This window comes from Thiothrix nivea DSM 5205 (assembly GCF_000260135.1).
Classification (GTDB): domain Bacteria; phylum Pseudomonadota; class Gammaproteobacteria; order Thiotrichales; family Thiotrichaceae; genus Thiothrix; species Thiothrix nivea.
This window is the reverse complement of the sequence record NZ_JH651384.1, coordinates 3591481-3614619: the sequence shown is the minus strand read 5'-3', so window position 1 is coordinate 3614619 and position 23139 is coordinate 3591481. Positions and strand designations below refer to the sequence as shown.

The window sequence follows — 23139 nt, the reverse complement described above, 5'->3', positions numbered from 1 at the left end:
GCAGTTACACCAACGGTGTAGCAGTCGTTACCTCTCTAGAGCAGCACCTTCTCAAGCCCGCCATGCGTGGCTTTATCGACGAACCCAGACTGCCAGTCCTTGCCCAGCAGATGGTTCGCCATCTCCACCACAATGTAGTCGGTTTCCGCGCCGGTATCATCAGCGTAACGCGACAGGCCCTGCTGACAGGCCGGGCAGGAGGTGAGGATTTTCACATTGCCATTCTGCGCCGTTTCCGCACCCGTCAAATCCTTAATGCCCGCCTTAAGGCTTTCCGTCTTGCGGAAGCGCAGCTGGCTGGAAATATCCGGGCGGCTGATAGCGAAGGTTCCCGCTTCCGCACAGCAACGGTCGCTCAGCACCACATTGGAACCGGTGAGTGCCTGAGCCACTTTCAGCGGGTTAACCTGTTTCATCGGCGAATGGCACGGGTCGTGGTAGACATACTGGATGCCGCTCACCCCATCCATTTTCATACCCTTTTCCAGTAGGTATTCGTGGATGTCAAGCAACCGGCAGCCGGGGAAAATCTTGCCGAATTCGTACTTGAGCAGCTGATCCATGCAAGTGCCACAGGACACGATCACAGTCTTGATGTCGAGATAGCTGAGCGCATTGGCGACGCGATGGAACAGTACACGGTTTTCGGTGGAAATCTGAGTGCCCTTCTTCAAATCGCCGCCCGCATTTTGCGGGTAGCCACAGCAGAGGTAGCCTGGTGGCAGCACCGTGGTCGCGCCAGTTTCGTACAGCGTCGCCAGCGTCGCCAGCCCCACCTGACTGAACAGGCGTTCGGAACCACAGCCGGGGAAATAGAACACCGCATCGCCGCGTTCCTTGTTGGGGTCACGCAGGATCGGGATCACCTGACTGTCTTCCAACCCCAGCATAGCTCGGGTAGTTTTGGCCGGAAGCCCCTTCGGCAGCGGCTTTTTCACGAACTGGATCACCTGTTCCTTGATCGGCGGCTTGCCCAGCGTGGCGGCAGGCGGATGACCGTTCCCCACCAGCCCGACATTTTTCGCCAGCTTGTAAGCAAAACGCTGCGCCTTGTAGCCGAACTTGATCATGCCGGTACGCATCAGGTTGATTTGCGTCGGGTCTTTCAGGTTGAGGAACTGCATTGATGCCCACGTCACCGGGCTGGTCTTTTTCTTGCCGCGCTCACGCAGGATGCTGCGCATCCGCACGCTGACTTCGCCGAAGTCGATGTTGACCGGGCAAGGCGTGACGCACTTGTGGCAGACCGTGCAGTGGTCGGACACATCATTCATCTCGTCGAAGTGGCGGATGGAAATGCCGCGCCGGGTCTGCTCCTCATACAAGAACGCCTCAATCATCAGGCCGGTGGCCAGAATCTTGTTACGCGGCGAATACAGCAGGTTAGCACGCGGAATGTGCGTATTGCATACCGGCTTGCACTTGCCGCAACGCAGACAATCCTTGATGTCGGTATTAAGTGCGCCGAGTTCATTGTGTTCCAGCAGCAGAGCCTCGCGTTCCACCAGGCGCAAGGATGGCGTGTAGGCATTCTGCAAGCCAGAACCGGGCAACAGCTTACCCTTGTTGAAACGCCCCTGCGGGTCTACCTGTTGTTTGTAACCGGCGAACTCGTTGATTTCGCGCTCATCCAGATACTGGAACTTGGTCAGGCCGATGCCATGCTCGCCGGAAATAACCCCATCCAGATCGCGCGCCAGCACCATGATGTCATCCACCATACGCTCAGCTTCGTGCAACATGTCGTAGTCGTTGGAGTTGACCGGAATGTTGGTGTGAACGTTGCCATCACCCGCGTGCATGTGTAGCGCCACAAACAGGCGGCTGGTGCGGATGCGCCCGTGGATCTTTTCCAGCGCTTGCAACAGCGGAGCCAGTTCGCGCCCAGCAAACATTTCCTGCAAGGGGCGCAGGATTTCCTTGCGGTAGGAAATGCGCAACTCGCGCCGCAACAACAGGTCAATCACCCGGTCGGTCGGGCGCTGGGCAGCTTTGGCCGTTTCATCCAGCAAATCCTGATGTTCGGCGGCAGGCGTGTCGAAGTTGGCCAGAATCTGTTCCCAACGCCGTTTGCGCTGTTGCAGGAAAGCGGTGGCGTGTGTGACCTTGTTGGCGAGAATGGCGCTGCGCTCCGCGCTGGCCTCATAGCCAGCAACAGTGCGCAGTTCCGGCAGGTCGCCCGCCAAGTGCTCCAGCAGCGCGTCGATCATGCGCAGCTTGTTCTGCATCGACTGGCGGATGTTGATGGTTTCGATGCCTTCGGTGTAACGCGCCAGGTTGTGCAGTGGGATCACCACGTCTTCGTTGATCTTGAAGGCATTGGTGTGGGCAGCGATAGCGGCAGTGCGAGAACGGTCTGCCCAGAACTGGCGGCGCGCTTCCGGGCTGATGGCGATGAAACCTTCAGCGTTACGGGCATTGGCGAGGCGTACCACTTCGGCGGCGGATTCGGCCACGGCTTTTTCGTCGTCGCTCACGATGTCGGCGATCAGCACCATTTTCGGCAACATGCCGCGCGCGCCTTTCGGGGTGTATTTCACCGCCTTGACGTAGCGTTCGTCGAGGTGTTCGAGGCCGGAAAGCAGCACGTCGGTGCGGCTGTCGAGGTAGTTTTTCACTTCGACAATGGCAGGCACGGCTTCGTGCAAATCGGTGCCGTAGAACTCGAGACAGACGGTGCGGATTTGATCCGGCATCCGGTGCAGGATGAATTCGCCGGAGGTAATCAGGCCATCACAGCCTTCTTTCTGAATACCGGGCAAACCGCCGAGGAATTTGTTGGTCACGTCCTTGCCTAGCCCTTCCTTGCGGAAATAGCGGCCTTCGTAGGTGAGGGTTTCTGCCGCGCCCTTGGGTGTTTTGCCATCCGGCTGGAAACGCTGCACGGAAAACTGCACGGTTTGCTGGTCGTGGATTTTGCCGAGGTTGTGGTTCAGGCGGGTGACTTCCAGCCAGTCGGCATCCGGCGTCACCATGCGCCAGGAAAGCAGGTTGTCGAGGGTGGTTCCCCACAGTACGGCTTTCTTGCCACCTGCGTTCATGGCGATGTTGCCGCCGATGGTGGAGGCGTCCTGCGAGGTCGGGTCAACCGCGAACACCAGCCCATGCTTGCCTGCCAGATCGGAAACACGGCGGGTCACCACCCCTGCCCCAGTACGTACTACCGGCACGGTTTTGTCTACACCCGGCAGGTCATTGCGGTGGCGGACTTCGCTGATGAATTCGAGCTTTTCGGTGTTGATGACGGCGCTGCGGGCATCCAGCGGGATCGCGCCGCCGGTGTAGCCAGTGCCGCCACCGCGTGGGATGACCGTCAGGCCAAGCTCGATACAGGCTTGCACCAATGCGGCCATTTCGGCTTCGGTATCCGGCGTCAGCACCACGAACGGCAATTCCACGCGCCAGTCGGTTGCGTCCGTTACGTGGGCAACACGGGCAAGACCATCGAACTGGATATTGTCCTTGCGGGTGATTTTTTGCAGGCGCTTGCGGGCTTTTTCACGCAGGGCTGCATGTTTCTTGAAGCTGTCGGAGAAATCGTTCAGCGCCTGACGGGCAATCTGCACCAGTTCCAGCGTCAGGACATTGCCTTTAGCGCGTTCCTCGATCTTGCCGACACGTTCGCATAGCGTGTCGATCAGGGATTTCTGACGGTCGGTATTTTCCAGCAGGTCATCCTGGATATAAGGGTTGCGCAGCACCACCCACATATCACCGAGCAGCTCCAGCAGCATGTGGGAGGAGATGCCGGTTTCGCGCTTTTCACGCAACCCTTGCAGGATTTCCCACGCCCGCGCGCCCAATAGGCGCAGGACGATTTCCTTGTCGGAGAATGAGGTGTAGTTGTAAGGAATTTCCCGGATCGGGTGCATGACAGTCATGGCATTCATACGGCTTTGGCAAAGATGCGTAGTGTAACGCGCCGCAGCATTGAAAAAAACCCACGTAAGACGAAGGCTTTAGTCGCTCAGAAATCTAACGTTCGGGAACATCCATATCCAGATAGACATCACGCAAACGCAAACCGCAATGGACAGGCGGACAGTCCATCAGCAAGACTTCATCTTCTTCCAGAATACTGCTTTCCCATTGCCCTTCCGCATTGCGCTGGAAATATTCCACCTTACGCACATCGGGGGCTGCAATCAGGTAATACCGCAGCGACGGGACTGCCAGATAATGACGTAGCTTTTCGCGGTAATCGACGGTCTTGGTGCTGGGTGATGTCACTTCCACCAGCAGGCAGGGGTTACGTTTGTGGTAAGGGTCATCGCTCTTGCCCTCGCAGGTCAGCATGACGTCGGGATAGTAATAACACTGCCCCGCGTTCAGTTCCAGACGCATATCACTCATGAACACACGGCAGGCTTGCTGACCACGCAAGAGACTGTGAAAGTAACTGCCGATATTCGCAGTGACCAGATTATGGTTCTCACTCGCGCCGGACATGGCATAAATATAACCGTCCACAAACTCGCTTTTGAAATTTGCGGCCTGCTCCATCGCCAGATATTCGGCAGCGGTGTAGGTGATGGCTTGTTTTAACGCACCCATATCCTTACCTGTGAGCCAACTAATGTGCTTTCCATAACTGATGTTACGCAGCAGCCCTGAAAGCCTGTAGCTCGTCAAATGCCGTCCGTATGGCCTTGATGTACAGCTTGGATTTCAAGGCAAAGTGGTTAAGTTTTTTCCTGACCGTCAAACACTCCATCTTGAACACTGCGACAATGGAGGCGAACAGGTGGTTGGCCTGCGTCCTGGCAGTGTGGGCAGGTGATTTGGCAAAGGCCGCATTGGACTTGAGCGATTTATGGAAGACCTCCACTTTCCACCGTTTCTGGTAGGTTGTGGTGATTTTGTCCCACTCAGCTTCCAGCTTGCTACAGGCCAGATACAGGATGCCTTCACTACCGTCCTTGTTTTTAAAGACTTGCCGGGCCAACCTGACGGGGAAATCCAGCCCCTTCAGCCAGCCCGTGACGGCTTCCTGCTCCGGCCATTCCAGTTGGTCGAGCCGGGTGTAACGTTTTTTCTTCCGGTCAGCTTCGCTCAAGGCCACCAGCCGGTTGCTTTTCAGCGCCATGATGAAGTCCTTTTGCCGGGTTTGTTTGATGTGTTCCATGTTTTCAGTAGAGGCGAACCAGATGTCGGCCAGCACCCACGAGAATTTCAACTGGTTTTGCAGGCAGGTATCTATCATCAGCAATTCCCGGTGACGCTTAACACTATGATTTACAAGAGAAAATTTCACGTATAACTGTGAAAAATTCGAGATAATATCTTTTAAAATCATGATGTTAGGTGTTTTTTGACCGGGAATTGCTGATCTATCATCAATCGCATCTGTTCATTTTTGGTGACTTCACTGCACCGCCTTTCTTTCCGGGTTTTGAGGTCGCAGTAGCGGATGGGCTTGCGCACCAGTTCAAACGCTACCGGGATGGAGACATCATTCGCATGGTACAGGCAATTCAACAGGTTGATCCCTTTCACATTACGTCCCAGGCAGTGGTCATAATGCCAGCTGATCAGGTCGTTTTCGTCCATGTGGGGCTTTTCTTCCACCGTATCATCAATGATCAGCACCCCATCCTCTGACTCCGTCTCCCTGACCATGCCTTTGACTTGCTTCCACAAATCTTTGGAGGTGTACTCCCGTTCTGACAGAAAGCGGCTGATGGCATCATGGCTGATGCCGCCATCCAGCATGTTGGACAACCCGGTCGCGGTGGCGTAGCCAAAAGTGACGCTCAGGTAGTCCGTGTAGAGGTCAAGGCGGTTCTGGTTCATCCTCTGAATATAGCTGGGCAGATAGCTTGCTGCGTAACATCAGTTCCATAATATCCATAAGGTTCGACTTCGGCAATTGATGGGAGACCCTCACCGCCACAGCCTCTGGCCTTGCGCCACCTTTTGCATCACTTCCTGCTGGAATTCAGGTGGGCCATAGGCAATGGTCTGCTGGTCTTTCTGGAATTTGCCATTTACCACGACCTGTTCGGTGTAAAGCAGTGGGCGGCCATGCTTTTCGGCAAATTGTTTGAGCCAGTTGAGGGCACGGGGCGGAATACGTTTGCCGACCGGCACGGCAAGATCAACCGGCAGGCCACGCCACTGGAGCTTGTTGAACAGCAGCATGACTTTGGCTTCGTTGGGTTTCATCCAGTCGGGTAGCGGACTGTTAGGAATGATCCAGCCGCAGTTGAAATTGTCGCAGGGGTCAACCGGGCGGTTAGCGTAGTCATCGCACCCTTTGCCGGTACTGTGCGGGCAAGGGCAACCGGGATAGACACCCGCACCACGGATATTCATCTGCACCCAGCCATCGCAACAGGCGGTGCATGGCTGGCATTGACGGACAACATTCAAAACCATTACCAGATAACCTTGACAGGGTATTGCTGGATCAACGGGTCTGGCGTGAGCAACACCAACCCCTCTTGAAGAGCCTGGCAGATTAATATCCGGTCGAATGGGTCTCGATGGATACTTGGCAAATTCCCCAAATGCTGGATAGCATCTTCGTGCAAGCTCAAGGGTTCAATCTGATGCTCCTGACGCTGGCGGGGTATGTAATGGCGCGGATGCTCCGGCAAGGGCAACTTGCCCAGTTGGTATTTGACCGTTATTTCCCACAGTGAAATGGCACTCAAAAACACTTCATTCTGTGGGTCTTGAAACAGATCACGCACTGTTTGGCTCAAATTATCATCATCGGAAATCAGCCATAAAAACGCGCAGGTATCCAATAACAGCCGCATCGTTCAATGCCCCTCAAATGCCATCACCACATCATCCGGTAGCGGCTCAAAAAACTGGCTTGGTACAGTAAACTCGCCTTTTGCCAAACCAATTGGGCGTTTTTGCTGAAGAGGCTTGGGTAGTGCGCGTATCTCTGCAATGGGTATATTACGCTTACACAAGAAAATACGCTCACCTTGCAAGAGTTGCTCAAGATAACGGGACAAATGCGTTTTCGCCTCGTGGATATTAAGATATAACATGATCAAAAACCTAGTTCACTACATGACCCCATCATAGATGAACAGGTACACTCCCACAACGAGAAAAGGCTCCCGAAGGAGCCTTTTCCACTAGCTTTGTTCCAAACCCGAAGGATTAGAATTCGCTGACGATACCAACAACAGTAGCAGTTTGCTTGTCAGTAGAAGCTTCAACCGCTGCACGGGACAGATTCTTGTCTTCGTTCCACAACAGGTAAGCAGAAGTCTTTTTACCCAAGCTGTAGTCTACGCCAACACTAGTCTGTTTTTCTTTACCAGCACCATCACGTTTGCCTTCGCCGTAGCCGACCTTCAAGGTAGCAGCACCAGTCTTGTAGCCACCCGCGACATAGACGTTAGTGTCTTTTGCACCAGCAGCAGGGATGCCTGTAGCAGATGCTACCGCAGCAGTATTTGCACCATCGCCTTCAGCTTGTTCATAAACCAAGTTAGCAAAATGACCAGCTTCAGCTTTCCAGCCCAAGCCCAAGTTTGCAGTGGAACCCACATTTTTCACATCGGTATAACCCAAGCCAGCATACATGGGGCCATTGCCATAGTTAACCATCGCAGTGTTAGCAGCGGTATCAACAGCAGCACCAACATCTTCATTAAGAGGCGCAGTTGAATGGGCGATAGCAAAACCAACCGGACCAAACTTATTGATATAAGCAACAGCATTGTCTACACGATGACCATCAGTTGCAATGATGTTTTCCATTGCGCCGTAGGTGTCAGCGAATGCATCCAGACCAGCAGTAGCCAGTTTAGCTGGAGTATCGTGACGACCGATGCGAACTTCACCAAACCCGCCTTTAACACCAGCAAAAGTATTGCGGGCGCTCAGTGCGCGGCTGCTATCACCATCCAGGTTCAGACCATATTCCAGACCGTAAGTAGCGCTCAGGCCATTGTCCAGCTCAGTGGAACCTTTGACGCCCAAACGTGAAGCATGGCTTTCAACGATAGTTTCAGAGCCAGCGCCATTGTCAACAGAACCAACGGAAGCGTGCAGTTTACCGTACAGGGTGGTATCAGCCATTGCCGCAGCAGGGGCAACCAGAGCAGCAGCAACTGCGATTACAAGCATTTTTTTCATGAGTCGACTCCTATTTAGAAGGTTTGTCCTGTCATTAAGATTTAATTTCGATTTTGTTCAATCTGACGGAATGTATTTATACATCCCTTGCCAGCGTCTTGCAACAGCTATTTTGCAAATACGCTACAAAGTTTACCGCAAATGTTGCAGAAACGCCACAATGATTAATTAACAAAAAAGGCATGACTGACAACCGGCAAGAAACCTTCAATTTCAGGCATCTGGAAACAACAAAGCCACAGGTAATCATACACTGTGGCTTTGCAGATACAGAAGGAAGCATCCCGAAAGCGGGAAATTCCCCCAGCAATTTAACGTTTGGAGAACTGGGTAGCGCGGCGAGCCTTGTGCAAACCGACCTTTTTACGTTCAACCTTACGTGCGTCGCGGGTCAGGAAGCCTTCAGACTTCAGCGAGCCACGCAAACCTTCATCATATTGTAACAGTGCGCGGGCGATACCGAGGCGGATCGCGCCGGACTGGCCAGTCATGCCACCACCGGTAACAGTGACGCTGATGTCGAACTTGTCAGCCATGTCGACGGTGTTCAGCGGCTGGCGCACCACCATGCTGGCGGTTTCGCGGCCAAAGAAGTCACCCAAAGCCTTGCCGTTAACCGTGATGTTACCACTGCCTGCACGCATGAAAACGCGAGCGGCGGAAGATTTGCGGCGACCAGTCCCATAATATTGTGTTTCAGCCATTTTGATTCCTGCCCGATCAGAATTCCAGCGCCTGAGGCTGCTGTGCGTGATGGTTATGTTCTGCGCCTGCGTAAACTTTCAGCTTACGGTACATGGCACGACCCAGTGGGTTCTTTGGCAACATGCCTTTGACCGCCATTTCGATAACACGGCCTGGTGCACGCTGTTGCATTTTCTCAAATGAGAAAGCACGCATGTTACCGATGTAACCGGTATGGTGGTAATAAATCTTGTCTTTAGCCTTGTTACCGGTAATGCCCACCTTGTCAGCATTGATGATGACGATATAGTCACCGGTATCAACGTGTGGGGTATATTCCGGCTTGTGCTTGCCACGCAAACGGCGCGCAACTTCGGTGGCCAAACGGCCCAGCGCCTTGCCTTCGGCATCGACGACGTACCAGTCGCGTTTGACCTCAGCTGGCTTTGCACTGAATGTTTTCATCTTGCTCAATCCACTTCTTAAATCTGTTTTGCCGATCCGCCCCAAACCTTGAACAGGCGGGGGAATAAAGAAACGCGGCATTTTAGGGGAAGCGCTGCCATTTCTCAAGTATTTGCTGCTGGCTGCAAGCAAAAAAAAGCCTCGCCCAAAACGGGAGGCACAAAATCGGAACAAACGCATGAAAAACCAGCAAACCATTCCTCCAGACAAAAAAAACGCGACTCAACTGAGCCGCGCAATTACCACCAAAGGAGGATGGAGGAGTGTTAATTCGGTAATCAACAATATGAGAATATACTAATATTCCAATTTTTCTTTGTCAACATTCTGTAATAAAAATTTTGTCATTTTCTGACTTTTTTCCTGCCTGGCTGCACCCGGATAGGGCGTATGCAATACGCCCCTACTACCCATACCCACCTGTAGGGGCGTATTGCATACGCCCTCCCCCAACCAGCCATCCATTGACCAGTACGCTTTCTGCACGCTGATCATCCTGCATACCGGCAACGGCAATTGCTGATAACGCTTGCCCAAACGGAACCCGACCAGCTTGACGAAGGTTTGCAACGCAGCCAGGGGCAACAACCACTTTTGGCGCGCATACAGATAAGCAATCAGCGAACGCACATATTTCCCCGCCTCCCGGTCAGGCGCGCCCACCGCCTGCATCAGCGGCTGCTCGGAGGCATGGAACACCCCCACATCGAAATAGCGGCGGAATATCTGCAACAGCGAGTAGCGATGGGAGTGTTCCACCGTGCTTTCCGCCGCATAGACCGATCTCCAGCCAGCCAGCAACAGACGCGCAGCGACGTAACTATCCTCACTGACGATGATGCGCTGGGGAAAACCGCCGATACTGCGCAGGGCACTGGCCCGGTACACCGCGTACACATCCGAAGCAAAAGCGGCGCGATAACCCATGGCCTTGAAACTGTCACGGTCACGCACGGATGAAACCGCCGGATACTGGAAACCGCGCGCATGGCATTCCAGCAAATCCGCGCCTGCACGCGGCAGGTGGCGACCATACGCCATGCCGACCTGTTCATCCTGATCAAAATGCTGCAACAGGTTTGCCAGCGAATCCGCCTGGCGGAGGATCGCATCCTGGGTCAGGTACACCAACAGGCTGGCATCGGGGCATAGTTGCGCCGCCAACTGCCGGGTTCCGCCATGGCTGAAGTCATCCGGGTGGATGAGGCACACTTCCAGACCCGCTGCCACCGCCAGTTCTGTCGTGTGGTCGGTCGACATGGAATCAATTACCAGGTAACGGCCCGCACGGACAGTCTGGTTTTGCAGGCATTTGATCCATTCCGGCCACAACCGCCCAGCATTACGGGTCAGGACGATGACAGCCACATCAGGGCGCTCTGTTATTGTTTTCATGGTTTATCCCCAAAACTATTCAGGCAAACAGGAGCAAAGCCAGGTTCCTCAGCACGCCCTGTTTGAACAAACGGTGATGCAAAATGTGCTGACGGCGTTTCCAACCACGTATGTAACGCAAACCGGCCACCGCTTCCACCAACCGATAATCAGCCACATCCAGTTGCTTGCCAAAGCGTTGCAGGAAAGCATCTGCCTGCCTGCTCCAGGCGTCGACCCGCTCCCCCAAGGCTGACAGCCCACCGGGTTCCGCACCCAGCAGGTTGCTGCCATGCTGGCGGTACAACAAGGTCGGTTGTGGCTGCGGCTGGATATGCCCAAACCATGCGCAGACCAGCGCCAGCCAGCGGTCGTGCTGCATCGCGTACAGGGGAACAGGGAATGCCAGCCGCGCTGCCTCGCGGTTGAAGGCGCTGGCGCAGCCGGTGACAACGTTATTCAGCAGATACGCCTGTTTGCGCTGCCCCACATTGAAGTTGCGGTATTCCCACAATGACACAGCTTGCAGTTCCTTGCGCTCATCCACCACTGCCAGATCGGAATGCACCAGCAGGGGCTTTTCCTTGCCGAACTTCCCCTCCAGCAAACGCAGGGCAGTGCATTGCAACTCCACCTTTTCCGGAAACCAGATATCATCCTGGTCGCAAAACATCAGGCAAGGCGCGGTGCTGGCCTGCACCAGACGGCTAAAACTCAGCTTGCTGCCCAGGTGCGTGCCATCCAGCAACAGGTCGCTCAAGCGCTGCGGGTTGGCCTCCTGCCATTTCAGCAGGATCTGAATGGTACGGTCAGTGGAGCCATCATCCCTGATCAGCAACTGCCAGTCCTGAAATGTCTGCTGCTCCAGCGAGCGCAACAATTCCGGCAGCCAGCGTTCACCATTCCAGGTCGACAGCAATATCTGGACTTTGGGCGTATCCATGCTCAGTAACGCTCAAGCTGCCCGCGCCACCATTTGGCGGCAGAACGGTCAAACAGAAACAACCGCAAGCGGGTGGCATACCACACCAACATGGCTTTCAACCCCGGGCTGAAACAACGCCCGCGCCCCGACGAAAAACGGAACGCCAGCGCATACACAAACAATTTGGCCGGACTCAGCACCATACCCCCTCCTGTTGATTATTATTTTTTCACAGTATGTAAATACACCATGCGGAACGCGAAATTGGCGATTCCAGCAGGCATCTGCCCAAACAGCGCATAGCGCCATGCGCTCAATTCCAGACGCCGCATCAGTTGGCGCGGGCGCAACAGGTCACGCCAGCGCAGGGAGCGGCTTCCCAATTCCAGTACATGGTCATGGCCGAAATCCTCGGTATGCACCAGCCGGGTCAGTTGGCGGATTTCTTCCTGCTGCGGGTACACAACCGCACGTTCCAGCAAACCATGCACGTAAGGCAACAACTGCTGGCTGTCATAACCGGTCAATCTCTGAACGGCACGGAAATGTTCCCAGTGATGCATAATCCCCTGCTGCATCTGCATGACCAGCACATTGCAATCCAGCTCCGCCTGACGGTCAGGTGCAGCATCCGCCTTCAGCACCGGCTGGATCATACCCTCATGTTCGCGGTAACCGATGGTAGTCGCCTCGTGCGAACGTGCGCCCTGCTCAAAAATTTCCTCGAACTCCGCCGGAATGCGCTCACAGGCATTGCCCCGGCGCGAATCATGCACAATGCCTTCGCAGACATTGTTATCGCCGAAATCCGCATACATTTTGGGCACAAACGCAAAGTAGTAGCCATGCAGGATCGGGAAGTCCCGCCGCGCCCCAAACGCCTGTTTAAGGAACTTCTGTACGGTTCCGTTCCAGCCAATATCCACCAGCGCCACGCGCCGATGCTGGAAAAAGCCCACCTGTTCCAGATAGCGCTGCAACCGCTCACGATGCCGCTGCCCGGCACGCCTTACAATGGCCTGCACCCGATAATCGCGCAGAAAATGGTGTAACCGCGTATCTTCCCAGTCATGGATGGGTGCGGCGAAATCCTCAAACCCATGTTCCCTGGCCAGCGGCTGCAAGGCGGCTTGTGGCAGGCCATAAACTTTACATACTGATTCCAGCCCTCGCTGCTTGGGGTTGTAGAAAGCCACCACCGCCTGTTCCCGGCTCAGCCCTTCCGCTGTTGAGGCTGCGGTAATCACCCGCCGTGACAAGTACACATACTCCGATGGAATGCCCGCGCCAGACGCCTGATACATGCGTTCAAACAGGAAGCCGTCGCGCGCCACGAACAACAGCTTGGCCACCGGTTCGCCGGATTCAGCCTGCTGCTGCAAACGTTCCCGCAAGCCCTGCATGAATACGCTGAAGGCCGGCCCCAGCACATCGCGCCCGTAGCGGAAAAAGAAATGCCGTGGGTTCAGGCCATCCTGCTGCTGGCTGCGGGTTTGCACGCATTCAAAAAAGTGCCTCCCCTGCCAAATACCGCCCCGCTGCGCCATGCGGGCGGATAACGCTTGGCGTTCGCGCCGCCGCAGATCGGCCTTTTCATATAGCCAGATGCCTTGAATGCCTTCCCGGCAAGCCATGCGCCGGTCGGATACCGGGTTGTCACCAACATGCACCACCTGGCTGGCTTCCACCCCCTTGACCTTGAGCATTTGCTGAAACAGGCGACCGCTGTATTTGCCCAGCCCAAAATCCGCCGACACGTAGATGAAGGCGAAATAGTCCACCATTCCCTTACGGCGCAACAGTTCGCGGATCAGTTCGCCATCCAGGTACATATCCGACATGGCGATGATTTCAACATCCTGCTCCTGCACCCAATCGAGAAATACCTGTGCGTCGGGTTTGACGTAGAGGGTTGCAGCTTCCAAATCCAACTCAGTCTGGCGAATGAAGGCTGCCAGTTCGGCGTCTTTCCCCCGCCCCATCCCAACCAGCCAGCGGGGCAACAGTTCACTGTAGCGGCATTCGTGGTCGAAACCTGCCTGCACGGCTTCCGCGCGCAACGCCTGCTCGGCCTGCTGGCGAGCTTGCCAGACCGTTTCCGGCGCAATACCGGCACGCTCACCTACCAGACGGCAAACTGCGTGCTGGACTTCCGCCGGGTCGCCCACATAACGCCCGAGGATGGTGTCGAAAATGTCTACGGAAATATAGCGGATATGCGGCAGACGTGGTTCCAGCCACGCCCGGATACTGCGCCAGTCCCGCAGGATCAGTTTTTCAGGCATGACCCACCCCCCACGACAACCTGTCGGCAACGGCGCAACGGGTTTAACAGCGCTTGCCCCAAACGGAATGCGCGGCTGTCCAGCAATGCCTGCTGCTGCCCGCGCAACTGACGGATGATGGTGTCACGTTCCGCCACCCAGGCATCGCGCTCGGCTATCCAGCCATCACGGTCACGCACCCAGCGGTCGCGCTCGGCCAGATGTTCTGCCTGCTGACGAATCATTTCGTCGCGTTCGGCTATCCAGTCATCACGCTCACACACCCATTGTTGTTGCTCGATCAGGTGTTGCTGCATGTCCGCAATCATCCCGTCACGCTCAGCTATCCAGGCGTCGCGTTCGGCCAGATGTTCCGCCTGTTGCTGGATAATCGCGTCACGTTCCGCCACCCAGGCGTCACGCTCGGCTATCCAGCCATCACGGTCGCTGATCAGCGGAAACAGCTCCTGTTCCCTGGCCAGCAAGCGCTGGTGCACAACGGTCAGCCATTCTTCGCCGGTATAGCGGTATAAATCCTTCAGCTGAATTTCCAGCCCCTGCAAACGCTGTTCATCCAGTACCTCATGCAGGGCGGGCAACCAGCTCAGCAATAGGCGCATGTTTTCTTCAATGGCCGCCAGTGGCCGTTCACGGATGGTATTAGCACCGTGCAGGCGATACCCCAGCAGCTTTTCCCCCACCAGCAAGCGCATCTGAAACCCGGCCAGCAGCACCCGTAAGGCATAGTCATAATCATGCACGTAGCGCAAATCAGCGAATTCCCCGACGCATTCGTATACGCGGCGGTGAAAAAAGAAATTGGAGGTCGTAATCAGGCAATTACCGCGCAATAAGGTCGCCCACAAGTCGCTGTGTACGGCATAATCCTGTTTCAGCCCCTCAAACCAGCCAACCCAATGCGGCTCTTGCTGTTCTGCCGGGCTGGAATCGGCATCCAGCAGCGCAACATCGGTGCTGATGAAATCCAGTGCCTGGGCTTCCGCCAATGTCACCAGCCATTGCAGGCGGTCTTTATCCCACACGTCATCAGAATTGAGGATGGCGAGGTAATCGCCTTGCGCAAGCTGCAAGCCTTGATTGAGGGTGGCAGGCGCGCCCTGGTTACTTGCATGGCGCAAGCAATGGATACGGATGTCTTGCGTCGACTGGCAAGCGGACTGGATGACCTCCCAGGAAGCATCCTGCGAGGCGTCGTCAATAATGATAAGCTCGTGCACCGGAAAGGATTGGGCAAGCACGGAGTCGATGGCCTGTTTTACCCAACGTTCGTGGTTGTAAACCGGCAGGATCACACTGACTTTTTTGTTTGCGTGCTGCCGTTTCATTGCACAATATACCCCAGCCCTTTCTTATTAGTGCTATTTATTCTTACAGCAGTGTATCAACCCAGGGTGAATCGGGACTGAATACTTCGCCAGGCTGTTGCCCCGCGCCGCAGCATCTGCCAACTGCGGGTCGCATACACCCGTTCCAGCTCTGCCTGCGCCTGCGCCAGTTCCGTGTGTACCCTGCCCCAACTACGCCAGGAAGCATCCATCGGCTTGAGCGCCTTCCCCACCCCACTGGTCTGTTCAGGAAGCGCCAGAGTGTCCGGCATGGCAGATATAATGAATTGATAGGCAATCGCTTCCGGCTCGTGGAATTTTGCCAATGCTTGCGCCGTCGGTTCCATGCCAGCGGAACGCAGGTAGTGGGCAATGACCTCATCCGGCAGGTCGTGCCAGGTGTAATCGACGTCGCTGGCCACATAGCCTGAATTTGCCAACAACGTCTGGATGCTTTTCAGGGTGAAAAATTTCAGGTGCGTGCCATCCAGGATACCGGCTTTTTCATAGTCGAAATGGCCATTCAGCAACTCCAGCCGCACCGAGGCATGGGCGACATTCGGCACTGACAGCAGCACCTGCCCTTCATCCAGCAGCAAAGGTTTTAGCCGTTGCAACAATGCTCTGGGGTGTTTCAGGTGTTCCAGCACATCGATCAACGTGACCACATCAAACTTTTCGCCTTCCAGCGCATCCAGGCTGTGCGGGTCATCCAAGTCTTCCGTGAACACGTAATCACAGTAAGGCTGCGCCCGCCAGGCACTTTCCGGGTCATGGTCGATGCCGATGATGTGAGCCTGGCAGCGCTCCCGCAACAGGCGCGACATACTGCCGTCGCCACAGCCCAGTTCCAGTACCTGGGCATAACGGGGGATGCGTTTAACAATCTGGCTATGGGAATGATTTTCGTCCAGAGAGGGGGGGTTATCTATCTGACTCATTGTTGTTATTGCTCCGTAGCAAAGGCAATGCGGGCCATAACCACCAGTGGCCGGGGCTTTCCCGGATCCGCTGTTCCAGTTGGCTGGCAAGCGCTGCCATCAACGCGGTTTCGTCAAAGTCATCGGGGTCAAGCAATGCTGAAAACTCCGCCCGAACCCGACCGTTTTCCCGATCACGCATGAAGAACGGCGCGATCACTGCCTTGGTTTTTTTTGCGATTCGATAAATACCGGCAGGCAGGTCAATAGTACCGTTTATAAAATTAGCTGTCACCCTGCCTTTATGCGCTTCCGTGTATGGAACATCAAAAATCAATGCAATCAGGTGATCATCCAGGGCTTTGTAGAGTGCCCGCAAGTCGCCGCCTTCCACCAGGAATGGCCCACCAAGCGCCTGCTGCAAGCGTTGCAGCTTGAACAGGCGGTAACGGTATTCCGCCGGGTGCAAGCCATGCACATTTTCGTCACCACCATCGCGGGTAATGGTGCCGGTAGTATGCCCCAGCGCCCGCATGGCCGGCCCCGCCATCCAGAAGCGCCCGAAATGGCCGCCGGTGAGCAATACCCGTTTGCCTTCCCGGCGAGCCTGTGCTATTGCTTCAAACCCCTGCAATTCCACAATGCGGTTGATTGGCTGATGCTGCAAGTACCAGGTATCCAGTGCTTCCTGCTCGACCATCCGGTAGTAATCGTTGAGCCAGCCATCCAGTTGTGCAGCGCTGGCATCAGGGAATGCGCCCTGCATCTGGCTACGGATCATGGCTTCTTCCTGCGTGCGCTGCTGGCGGAAAAAACCGGCTTGGTGGGCGGCCAGCGCGTAGCCCAGCCTTGGCGGCAGGTGGGCATACAGGGGGAATAACAGGTTGTATCGGACGGCAAAATCCTCATTCCGCCAGCGCATGTTCCCGCACCTCCCCTGCCTGAAGCGTTACGGTGGGCGATTCCCAGCGGTGCGGCAGCCATACCATGCCGACCCCTTGCTGCTGCCCCGCCTGTTGCACCCGGAAATGGCAGCAGCGTTCCCGCGAGTCGTAGACATGCACCCCGCTGGCGTCGATCAGCCAGACCTCCAGGCAATATTCGCCGGAAAGCAACGGCAAGCGGTCAATGACGAAGGTTGTTGCCAGCACCCCATCGCCCAGCGGCTGCATGTATACCCCATCGTGCAAAGTGCTGATACCGTAGCACTGGATGTCGTCGTTACGGCGGATGACGATGCCGACGTGGATGTCGGCTAGCGGGCGGTCGCCTTGCGCAACACGGATACTTACCGAGAAGGGGCCGTGGGTTTGGTAGGTATCGCGGTTGAGGGTGACAGACCTGAGAAACGGCGAAGATGGGCAGGCACGGGGGCTTGCCCCTACGGAGGAACATGTAGGGGCAAGCCCCCGTGCCTGCCCTCTTCCCTCATCCACATTATTTCCCCTCCCCCGCACATTATCCTGATACGCATCCACCACCGTCTGCGCATCCCCCAGCATCCGTACCCTGCCCTGCTCCAGCCACACGGCCTGACGGCACATTTCCCGAATCTGGTATAGGTTGTGGGAGCAAAACACCAAGGTTGCGCCATTGCCGAGGATGGCGCGCATCCGGTCGAGGGATTTTTTCTGGAAATACTGGTCGCCCACCGACAGCGCCTCATCCACAATCAGCACTGCCGGTTCGATCACGGCGGCAACGGCGAATACCAGCCGTACCACCATCCCGCTGGACCAGGTTTTCACTGGCTGGTGGACAAATTCGCCGAGTTCAGCAAACGCCAGCACTTCCGGCAGCTTGCATTCAATGGCAGTATGGTCAAGGCCGCGTAACGCCAGCCCCATGCGGGCATTTTCCACACCACTGAATTCCGGTTGCAGGCCGGTTCCCAGCTCCAACAGGGCGGAACGGCGGCCACGGACTTCGCACACGCCAGCAGTTGGTGGCAAAGTTCCCGCCAGCATTTTCAGCAAGGTGCTTTTTCCCACACCGTTGTCACCCACCACGCCCAGTGAATCACCTGCCTGCAACACCAGTTCCAACCCCTGCAAGGCGTGGAACGGCTGGTGGCGCGGACGCCGCAACACCCATTCCAGCAGCGCGTCGCGTGGATGCGCATAACGCCGGTAAGTAACGCCTGCCTGTTGCAGGCGGATTGCCCAGTCAGCGCTCATAAGACAGTCCTTGCCCGCGCTAGCAGGTGTTGGAACAGCCACAGGGCAAACGCCAGCAACAGGCAGGCCAGCAACGCCAATGCAGTGAAAACTTCCCACTGGAACGCCCCATCCAGCAGGGCGGCACGGTAGCCTTGCACCAGTTGTGCCAGCGGGTTCCACGCAAACCAAGCATAAAACCGCTCCGGTACAGCGCTCAGGGGGTAAACGATGGGGGAGGCCAGCAGCAACACCGTCAACAGTGGCGGCATCATCTGACGCAGGTCACGCAGGAACACGCCCAGCACCGCCAGCGCATAAGCAAACGCCAGCGAAAACAGCACCCGCACCAGCAGGAATGGGGGGTAAAACAACACAAACTGCCAATGGCACTGCCCCTGGAAACACAGCCACAACAACAACAGCCCTACCGACAACAGTTCCAACACCACGGAGGAACCCACCGGTAGCAGCGGCAATAGTCCGGCAGGCAAAGGGGAGTTTAATAACAGCTCACGCCGCTCGGTAAGAATCGCGGGCGCGCGGGTCAAGACTTCTGCCAACGCATTGAACACGCTCAGCCCGGCAAACAGCCAGGCAGCAAACAGGCTGGAATCCGTTGCAGTTCCAAGCCGCAGTTGCAGAATTTCACCAAATACCAACGCATATACCAGCAGCATGAACAACGGCTGCGCCAACAGCCAGAATATGCCCAGCGCAGTCCCTGCGTAACGCCCACGCAAGTCTTGCCGCAGCAATTGCCAAACCAGTGTCAGGTTGGCTGCATTTACCATGGATAGCCCCCAGTTTTGGCAACGCCCCAGTTTCACGCCAATCCAAAAACAGGCCATCCTTGGCCTTTTTGTCATGGCAACAAGTGTTGTCTGGCAGACAGTCACCAGTCAAAGAAAGCAAAGTCAGATCATTTTATTTCGTTGTGAGCCAGCCCAGCTTCTGCATTGGCTGTAGTTCCAGATTCCTGCTTGTACTGTTCGCGTAAGGAATCCAGCAATACCGCCTGGCGATCTTTGCGGTATTCCTGTTGCAGTTCGGCAATGATTTCGGCCTTAACATCATCAAAGGAACGGACTTCAGCTTCCTTGCGCTCCAGGAAACCCAACAGGTATGCCTTACTCCCATCTATGAATACTTCCCCCAGCGGTTTGTCCGCTGACAGAGATTCCGCCGACGTGAAGAAAGCATCAGACTTTTGCCCTTTACGGAACCAATAGCTATCACCCTGGGCAAGCCGCAAATCACCGGCCTGGCTGTGCTCCATCACCGCTGTCTGGAACTCCAACTTGCCGCTGGTGACCTGGCTGCGGATGTCTTCAAGTTGAGCGCGGATTTCAGCTTCTTTACCCTCTGGCACGTTCATTTCCAACACCCGGACACGCAAGCGCAATGGCAAATCGTATTGTTTTTCCAGACGCGCCTGATAAAGTTCCTGAGCTCGGGCGGTAAAATCAGGCATCCCCTCATCGGTAGCGGCTTCCAGAGCCATGTGGGCAAGCTGATCCTTACGGAATTGCTCGACCCGTTCAGCCAGTTCAGGGCTTTTGTCCAAACCACGCTTTACGCCATCTTGGACAAGAGTATCAGTGAAGAAATTCTTTTCAGCCTCAGCCGTAGCAGCATCAGGCACACTATTGATAGCAGCTTCATCAGCGACAGCAATAGTTAACAATGAAAAAGAGCATAAGAATGCCAAAATGATTTTCTGGCGCATAGCAATAAACCCCATAAAGCAAGCATCACGGCGGAGGCAGGAATAAACCCTGCCCCCTAACCTTAGTTTTCAAATAAAACTAACGCGGCGAATCACCTTAATAAAGGATATCAACGCTACTCTTAGTCCGATTGTATTTGTGAGGAATTGCATTACCAAATTCGTCAGCGCTCCCTTCAACAACCTTACCAGAGATAAAGGCCGCACCTATGACGGGAACCCCTTGATAAATTTCACTGGTTGGCAGAGGATTCACTGAGCCACCAGGGCCATAAGTTGTTGCTCCATCATGATATGCAGACAAATCATAACCTGGGAAGGACAACCGCGCCCATCCACTCAGATACGGCCCAACATTCAACACCCTACGTGGCGGCAAAGACTCCTCGATTTGTCCGGTTCCTGACAATACAGAATAACTGCTGTCATACTCGTTATCTGTAGTCTTAAAGTTAATCACGTTAACTTCACGCTCCAGTTCCGTCCAGTCACACATCTTCTTGTCTGCAAGAATAGGCGGAGAGAAGCCAAATGAACCATCACAACCCAATGGCTGTTCCTCACGGTCAAATCCATCGACTCGCGCGTAAACAGTCGTCTTATCACGCAATGACATTTCGCGAACAATGACAGGCTGGGTTGAGTCAGTTGACAGGGGTTCATCAAATTCATCCCGGTCAGTCATGACAGTGTCCAGAGAAGTCTTGCTACCAGTCAGGTCTCCCTTCCAGGCCACCCCATATTTTTTCATTGGGAAAGTCACAACCCAGTCCGTATGACCATTATAGCTTAGGACTTACGCATTGACGAAGCAGCCCTGTCTGTGTCAGGAATAAGTTTTTCACGCGACATAAAAGCCAATGATAAGAAGGCCCAAACGCCCACCGACAGCCAATTGCACCCTGCCAATGTACATGGGGTTTCTGATGAGTGAACCGAAATCAAGCACCTGCACCCGCCTGTCGGAAGTGATGGGCATCTCGCATGACAGTGTAAACCGCTTCCTGTTGCGGGAAGCCTATGAGCCAAAAGACCTGTTCAACGAAGCATCGCGGCTGCTGAACCTGGTGGGCGGGACATTGAATGTGGATGACAGTACGCTGGACAAACCCTACAGCCAGCATATGGAGCTGGTTGGACACTTCTGGTCAGGCAAGCACCACCGGGTGGTCAAGGGGCTGAACCTGATCACGTTGTATTACAGTGACCCGCAAGGGCGCAGCCTGCCGGTCAACTACCGGGTGTATGACAAGGCAGAGGGCAAGACCAAGAATGATTATTTCCTCGACATGCTGGAGGACGTGTTGGCATGGGGGCTGCAACCCGCCTTCATGACCGGGGATAGCTGGTATTCCTGTGTGGGCAACCTCAAAACGGTAAGAAACCACCGCATGGGGTTCCTGTTCGCTGTGGAAAGCAACCGCCGGGTATCCACCGAAAAGGGGTCATGGGTGCAGGTACAGAAACTGGACATCCCTGCTGACGGGCTGAGGGTCTGGTTACGCGAATTTGGCGAGGTAAAGCTGTTTCGGACGCAGTTAAAAGACCAACTGCGCCATTACGTGGTTTTCCTCCCGAATGCTGACGCCTATGACACCTTCCAGCAAGCGGATTTCCAGACCCTGCATGACCAGCATTGGCAGATTGAGCAATACCACCGCATGATCAAGCAGGTCTGCCATATCGAGAAATTCCAGGTACGCGGCAACGTCCCGATACGTAACCATATCTTTGCCGCCTTGTGCAGCTATGTCCACCTGCAACAGATGCAGTTTGTTGACATCATCAGCAACGCCTACCAATGGCAACGCGACTTGTACACGGATGCTGTGGCTGCTTTTGTCAGCCGCTTCATGCAAGGCAAGCAGCACCTCAACCCACAATTTCAGGCCGCCGTCAATGCGTAAGTCCTAATAGCTATTGGTTGGATCCAGGAAATATTCATTCATCACCGCATTCGTCGCCAGGATATGGGCAATCGGATAAGGGTTCACGCCAGATGCAGTAGTGACGTCATCATCACCATAAAGGTTATTGTCGGGGCTATCACCCGGAATGCGTTGACCTACAACGGGAGGATCCAATACTTTGACTGGATTTCCAGATACATCCAGTTCACTTTCTGAACTCGGATCATGGTCAAACTGTTTCCAAGTTGTCACGACCATTTCCGCCGCACCCGTCACCCCGGTTCTCAAAATGTTACTGGTTGTGACATCACCACTTGCGAGCGATGGGAGGTCAAACAAGTAATCATCGTCTGGACGAGTATGTTGGGGCACATATTTCCAGTTGGTGCGCAATTTCTGAATAAACCGCTTGTAGCCCGGGCTAACTTGCGCCTCAATGCTATTGGTATAGTTATCAATGGCAACTGGTTCCACAGCAAAAGAAGTCCCGGTTTGCAGGTTGAGAACTGCTGTTTCACCGAACAGCCCACCTGTTGGGGCAGAGATCCCTGCCTGACTTTGATCCTTGGTTGGAGCCAAGGTGAAAATACCATTAGACGCCCAGTATTTCTTTTCCAGCGCCTTACAGTTGACTGGCTCACCATCCTCATGAACAACATCCGCCTGTACACCAGCGTCTGTTACCACACCCATTTCAATAACTTCGATGTACCCTTCCTGAGTATCTGAGGCATCCAACATCGGACTACCTGATGCATCTTTATAGTATTGATAACCATGGAAATTTTGAATGGTTTCACATTTCCCATCTGCACAAGTGGCCGCCATTCTTACCGGGAGGGTACAACTCCGGTCTGTTGTACGTAAAGATGCCACATACTTGCCGTTTTCATCCGGCTCTGCACTTTGCCTCAAAGTCCCTGTCCAGACATCATTGGGCGACATATAGATATTGAAGTCAAACATATCCTTACTATGCTTGCTTTCACGGAACTTGATCCTGACTGCCTTGGTCTCGTCAGTGGAGTTCACCAGATTAATGTTGGTTACATAGTTTTCCTTGGCATTATAGTAAGGAAAAAGCAGCACCTGCCCCGTCCCATCCGGATTGACATGCACCGCTTGGGCGCTTGTCATGATGCCAACGGCACCAATAACCCCAACCGCAACGCTGAGGGCAATCTTATTTTTCTTAAACACTTGCGTGCCTCCTGTCTTTATTGTCATTCATTTTTGGTTAATTAACGGAGTTTGGATTTT

22 protein-coding genes and 1 pseudogene are annotated in these 23139 nt (G+C 54.7%); 1 reads left to right on the top strand and 22 read right to left on the bottom strand.

All coding sequences use genetic code 11. The features are described from left to right. Positions 1-35 precede the first annotated feature (35 nt). From THINI_RS18090 to THINI_RS17990, 21 genes and pseudogenes are all read right to left on the bottom strand, one after another. A complete protein-coding gene (locus THINI_RS18090) occupies positions 36-3890 on the bottom strand; it encodes a DUF3683 domain-containing protein (protein ID WP_002709977.1) in 3855 nt (1284 codons plus the stop codon). A gap of 85 nt (positions 3891-3975) precedes the next feature. Continuing rightward, positions 3976-4554 (bottom strand): Uma2 family endonuclease, encoded by a 579-nt coding sequence (locus tag THINI_RS18085; RefSeq protein WP_002709976.1) that lies wholly within the window; start codon positions 4552-4554, stop codon positions 3976-3978. A 43-nt stretch (positions 4555-4597) separates the two neighbouring features. Continuing rightward, entirely contained in the window at positions 4598-5296 is a 699-nt protein-coding gene (locus tag THINI_RS18080; protein ID WP_002709975.1) for an IS701 family transposase, read from the bottom strand. A gap of 27 nt (positions 5297-5323) precedes the next feature. Beyond that, a pseudogene (locus tag THINI_RS18075) lies at positions 5324-5793 on the bottom strand (transposase); the annotation flags it as partial. 90 nt (positions 5794-5883) lie between these two features. Further along, positions 5884-6378 carry a hypothetical protein gene (locus THINI_RS18070; RefSeq protein WP_002709973.1) on the bottom strand — a complete coding sequence of 165 codons (495 nt, stop codon included), beginning with the start codon at positions 6376-6378 and terminating at the stop codon, positions 5884-5886. Beyond that, positions 6378-6764 carry a type II toxin-antitoxin system VapC family toxin gene (locus THINI_RS18065; protein ID WP_002709972.1) on the bottom strand — a complete coding sequence of 129 codons (387 nt, stop codon included), beginning with the start codon at positions 6762-6764 and terminating at the stop codon, positions 6378-6380. Before THINI_RS18065 ends, THINI_RS18070 begins: the two co-directional genes overlap by 1 nt. A gap of 3 nt (positions 6765-6767) precedes the next feature. Continuing rightward, positions 6768-7007, bottom strand: a complete 240-nt coding sequence (locus THINI_RS18060; RefSeq protein ID WP_002709971.1) for a type II toxin-antitoxin system Phd/YefM family antitoxin — start codon at positions 7005-7007, stop codon at positions 6768-6770. A 115-nt stretch (positions 7008-7122) separates the two neighbouring features. After that, positions 7123-8106, bottom strand: coding sequence for a porin (locus THINI_RS23730; protein WP_002709970.1), 984 nt, complete (start codon positions 8104-8106; stop codon positions 7123-7125). Between the two features lie 311 nt (positions 8107-8417). Further along, positions 8418-8810 carry a 30S ribosomal protein S9 gene (gene rpsI, locus THINI_RS18050; RefSeq protein ID WP_002709969.1) on the bottom strand — a complete coding sequence of 131 codons (393 nt, stop codon included), beginning with the start codon at positions 8808-8810 and terminating at the stop codon, positions 8418-8420. Between the two features lie 16 nt (positions 8811-8826). Next, entirely contained in the window at positions 8827-9255 is a 429-nt protein-coding gene (gene rplM, locus THINI_RS18045; RefSeq protein ID WP_040839578.1) for a 50S ribosomal protein L13, read from the bottom strand. A 297-nt stretch (positions 9256-9552) separates the two neighbouring features. After that, positions 9553-10650, bottom strand: coding sequence for a glycosyltransferase family 2 protein (locus THINI_RS18040; protein ID WP_002709967.1), 1098 nt, complete (start codon positions 10648-10650; stop codon positions 9553-9555). A 19-nt stretch (positions 10651-10669) separates the two neighbouring features. Beyond that, positions 10670-11572 (bottom strand): glycosyltransferase family 2 protein, encoded by a 903-nt coding sequence (locus tag THINI_RS18035; protein WP_002709966.1) that lies wholly within the window; start codon positions 11570-11572, stop codon positions 10670-10672. A gap of 2 nt (positions 11573-11574) precedes the next feature. Further along, the gene (locus THINI_RS18030) at positions 11575-11757 is read right to left on the bottom strand and encodes a hypothetical protein (protein ID WP_002709965.1); all 183 of its coding nucleotides are present in this window, start codon (positions 11755-11757) and stop codon (positions 11575-11577) included. An 18-nt stretch (positions 11758-11775) separates the two neighbouring features. After that, entirely contained in the window at positions 11776-13839 is a 2064-nt protein-coding gene (locus THINI_RS18025; RefSeq protein ID WP_002709964.1) for an HAD-IA family hydrolase, read from the bottom strand. Further along, positions 13824-15164, bottom strand: coding sequence for a glycosyltransferase family 2 protein (locus THINI_RS23725; protein WP_002709963.1), 1341 nt, complete (start codon positions 15162-15164; stop codon positions 13824-13826). The genes THINI_RS18025 and THINI_RS23725 overlap by 16 nt, the downstream gene beginning before the upstream one ends. A gap of 56 nt (positions 15165-15220) precedes the next feature. Continuing rightward, the gene (locus tag THINI_RS18015) at positions 15221-16105 is read right to left on the bottom strand and encodes a class I SAM-dependent methyltransferase (RefSeq protein WP_002709962.1); all 885 of its coding nucleotides are present in this window, start codon (positions 16103-16105) and stop codon (positions 15221-15223) included. After that, positions 16089-17006 carry a lysophospholipid acyltransferase family protein gene (locus tag THINI_RS18010; RefSeq protein ID WP_002709961.1) on the bottom strand — a complete coding sequence of 306 codons (918 nt, stop codon included), beginning with the start codon at positions 17004-17006 and terminating at the stop codon, positions 16089-16091. The genes THINI_RS18015 and THINI_RS18010 overlap by 17 nt, the downstream gene beginning before the upstream one ends. Next, complete coding sequence (locus THINI_RS18005; protein WP_002709960.1) at positions 16990-18261, bottom strand: ABC transporter ATP-binding protein; 1272 nt, start codon at positions 18259-18261, stop codon at positions 16990-16992. The genes THINI_RS18010 and THINI_RS18005 overlap by 17 nt, the downstream gene beginning before the upstream one ends. Further along, complete coding sequence (locus THINI_RS18000; RefSeq protein WP_040839576.1) at positions 18258-19034, bottom strand: ABC transporter permease; 777 nt, start codon at positions 19032-19034, stop codon at positions 18258-18260. Before THINI_RS18000 ends, THINI_RS18005 begins: the two co-directional genes overlap by 4 nt. Before the next feature lie 128 nt (positions 19035-19162). Next, entirely contained in the window at positions 19163-19807 is a 645-nt protein-coding gene (locus THINI_RS17995; protein ID WP_169314644.1) for a peptidylprolyl isomerase, read from the bottom strand. Between the two features lie 259 nt (positions 19808-20066). After that, positions 20067-20654: a hypothetical protein gene (locus THINI_RS17990; protein ID WP_002709957.1), complete on the bottom strand. Its 588-nt coding sequence runs from the start codon at positions 20652-20654 to the stop codon at positions 20067-20069. 178 nt (positions 20655-20832) lie between these two features. On the opposite strand from THINI_RS17990, the gene THINI_RS17985 reads away from it, so the two are divergent. Then, a complete protein-coding gene (locus THINI_RS17985) occupies positions 20833-21876 on the top strand; it encodes an IS701 family transposase (RefSeq protein ID WP_081485941.1) in 1044 nt (347 codons plus the stop codon). Positions 21877-21879: 3 nt separating this feature from the next. Here THINI_RS17985 and THINI_RS17980 read toward each other — a convergent pair whose 3' ends face one another. Beyond that, positions 21880-23079: a hypothetical protein gene (locus tag THINI_RS17980; RefSeq protein WP_002709956.1), complete on the bottom strand. Its 1200-nt coding sequence runs from the start codon at positions 23077-23079 to the stop codon at positions 21880-21882. Positions 23080-23139: the final 60 nt, after the last annotated feature.

What these genes read in the sequence shown, in the direction of transcription:
- THINI_RS18090 (WP_002709977.1), bottom strand. Translation starts at nt 3,890, where the DNA reads ATGAATGCCATGACTGTCATGCACCCGATCCGGGAAATTCCTTACAAC.
- THINI_RS18085 (WP_002709976.1), bottom strand. Translation starts at nt 4,554, where the DNA reads ATGGGTGCGTTAAAACAAGCCATCACCTACACCGCTGCCGAATATCTG.
- THINI_RS18080 (WP_002709975.1), bottom strand. Translation starts at nt 5,296, where the DNA reads ATGATTTTAAAAGATATTATCTCGAATTTTTCACAGTTATACGTGAAA.
- THINI_RS18070 (WP_002709973.1), bottom strand. Translation starts at nt 6,378, where the DNA reads ATGGTTTTGAATGTTGTCCGTCAATGCCAGCCATGCACCGCCTGTTGC.
- THINI_RS18065 (WP_002709972.1), bottom strand. Translation starts at nt 6,764, where the DNA reads ATGCGGCTGTTATTGGATACCTGCGCGTTTTTATGGCTGATTTCCGAT.
- THINI_RS18060 (WP_002709971.1), bottom strand. Translation starts at nt 7,007, where the DNA reads ATGTTATATCTTAATATCCACGAGGCGAAAACGCATTTGTCCCGTTAT.
- THINI_RS23730 (WP_002709970.1), bottom strand. Translation starts at nt 8,106, where the DNA reads ATGAAAAAAATGCTTGTAATCGCAGTTGCTGCTGCTCTGGTTGCCCCT.
- rpsI (WP_002709969.1), bottom strand. Translation starts at nt 8,810, where the DNA reads ATGGCTGAAACACAATATTATGGGACTGGTCGCCGCAAATCTTCCGCC.
- rplM (WP_040839578.1), bottom strand. Translation starts at nt 9,255, where the DNA reads ATGAAAACATTCAGTGCAAAGCCAGCTGAGGTCAAACGCGACTGGTAC.
- THINI_RS18040 (WP_002709967.1), bottom strand. Translation starts at nt 10,650, where the DNA reads ATGAAAACAATAACAGAGCGCCCTGATGTGGCTGTCATCGTCCTGACC.
- THINI_RS18035 (WP_002709966.1), bottom strand. Translation starts at nt 11,572, where the DNA reads ATGGATACGCCCAAAGTCCAGATATTGCTGTCGACCTGGAATGGTGAA.
- THINI_RS18030 (WP_002709965.1), bottom strand. Translation starts at nt 11,757, where the DNA reads ATGGTGCTGAGTCCGGCCAAATTGTTTGTGTATGCGCTGGCGTTCCGT.
- THINI_RS18025 (WP_002709964.1), bottom strand. Translation starts at nt 13,839, where the DNA reads ATGCCTGAAAAACTGATCCTGCGGGACTGGCGCAGTATCCGGGCGTGG.
- THINI_RS23725 (WP_002709963.1), bottom strand. Translation starts at nt 15,164, where the DNA reads ATGAAACGGCAGCACGCAAACAAAAAAGTCAGTGTGATCCTGCCGGTT.
- THINI_RS18015 (WP_002709962.1), bottom strand. Translation starts at nt 16,105, where the DNA reads ATGAGTCAGATAGATAACCCCCCCTCTCTGGACGAAAATCATTCCCAT.
- THINI_RS18010 (WP_002709961.1), bottom strand. Translation starts at nt 17,006, where the DNA reads ATGCGCTGGCGGAATGAGGATTTTGCCGTCCGATACAACCTGTTATTC.
- THINI_RS18005 (WP_002709960.1), bottom strand. Translation starts at nt 18,261, where the DNA reads ATGAGCGCTGACTGGGCAATCCGCCTGCAACAGGCAGGCGTTACTTAC.
- THINI_RS18000 (WP_040839576.1), bottom strand. Translation starts at nt 19,034, where the DNA reads ATGGTAAATGCAGCCAACCTGACACTGGTTTGGCAATTGCTGCGGCAA.
- THINI_RS17990 (WP_002709957.1), bottom strand. Translation starts at nt 20,654, where the DNA reads ATGACTGACCGGGATGAATTTGATGAACCCCTGTCAACTGACTCAACC.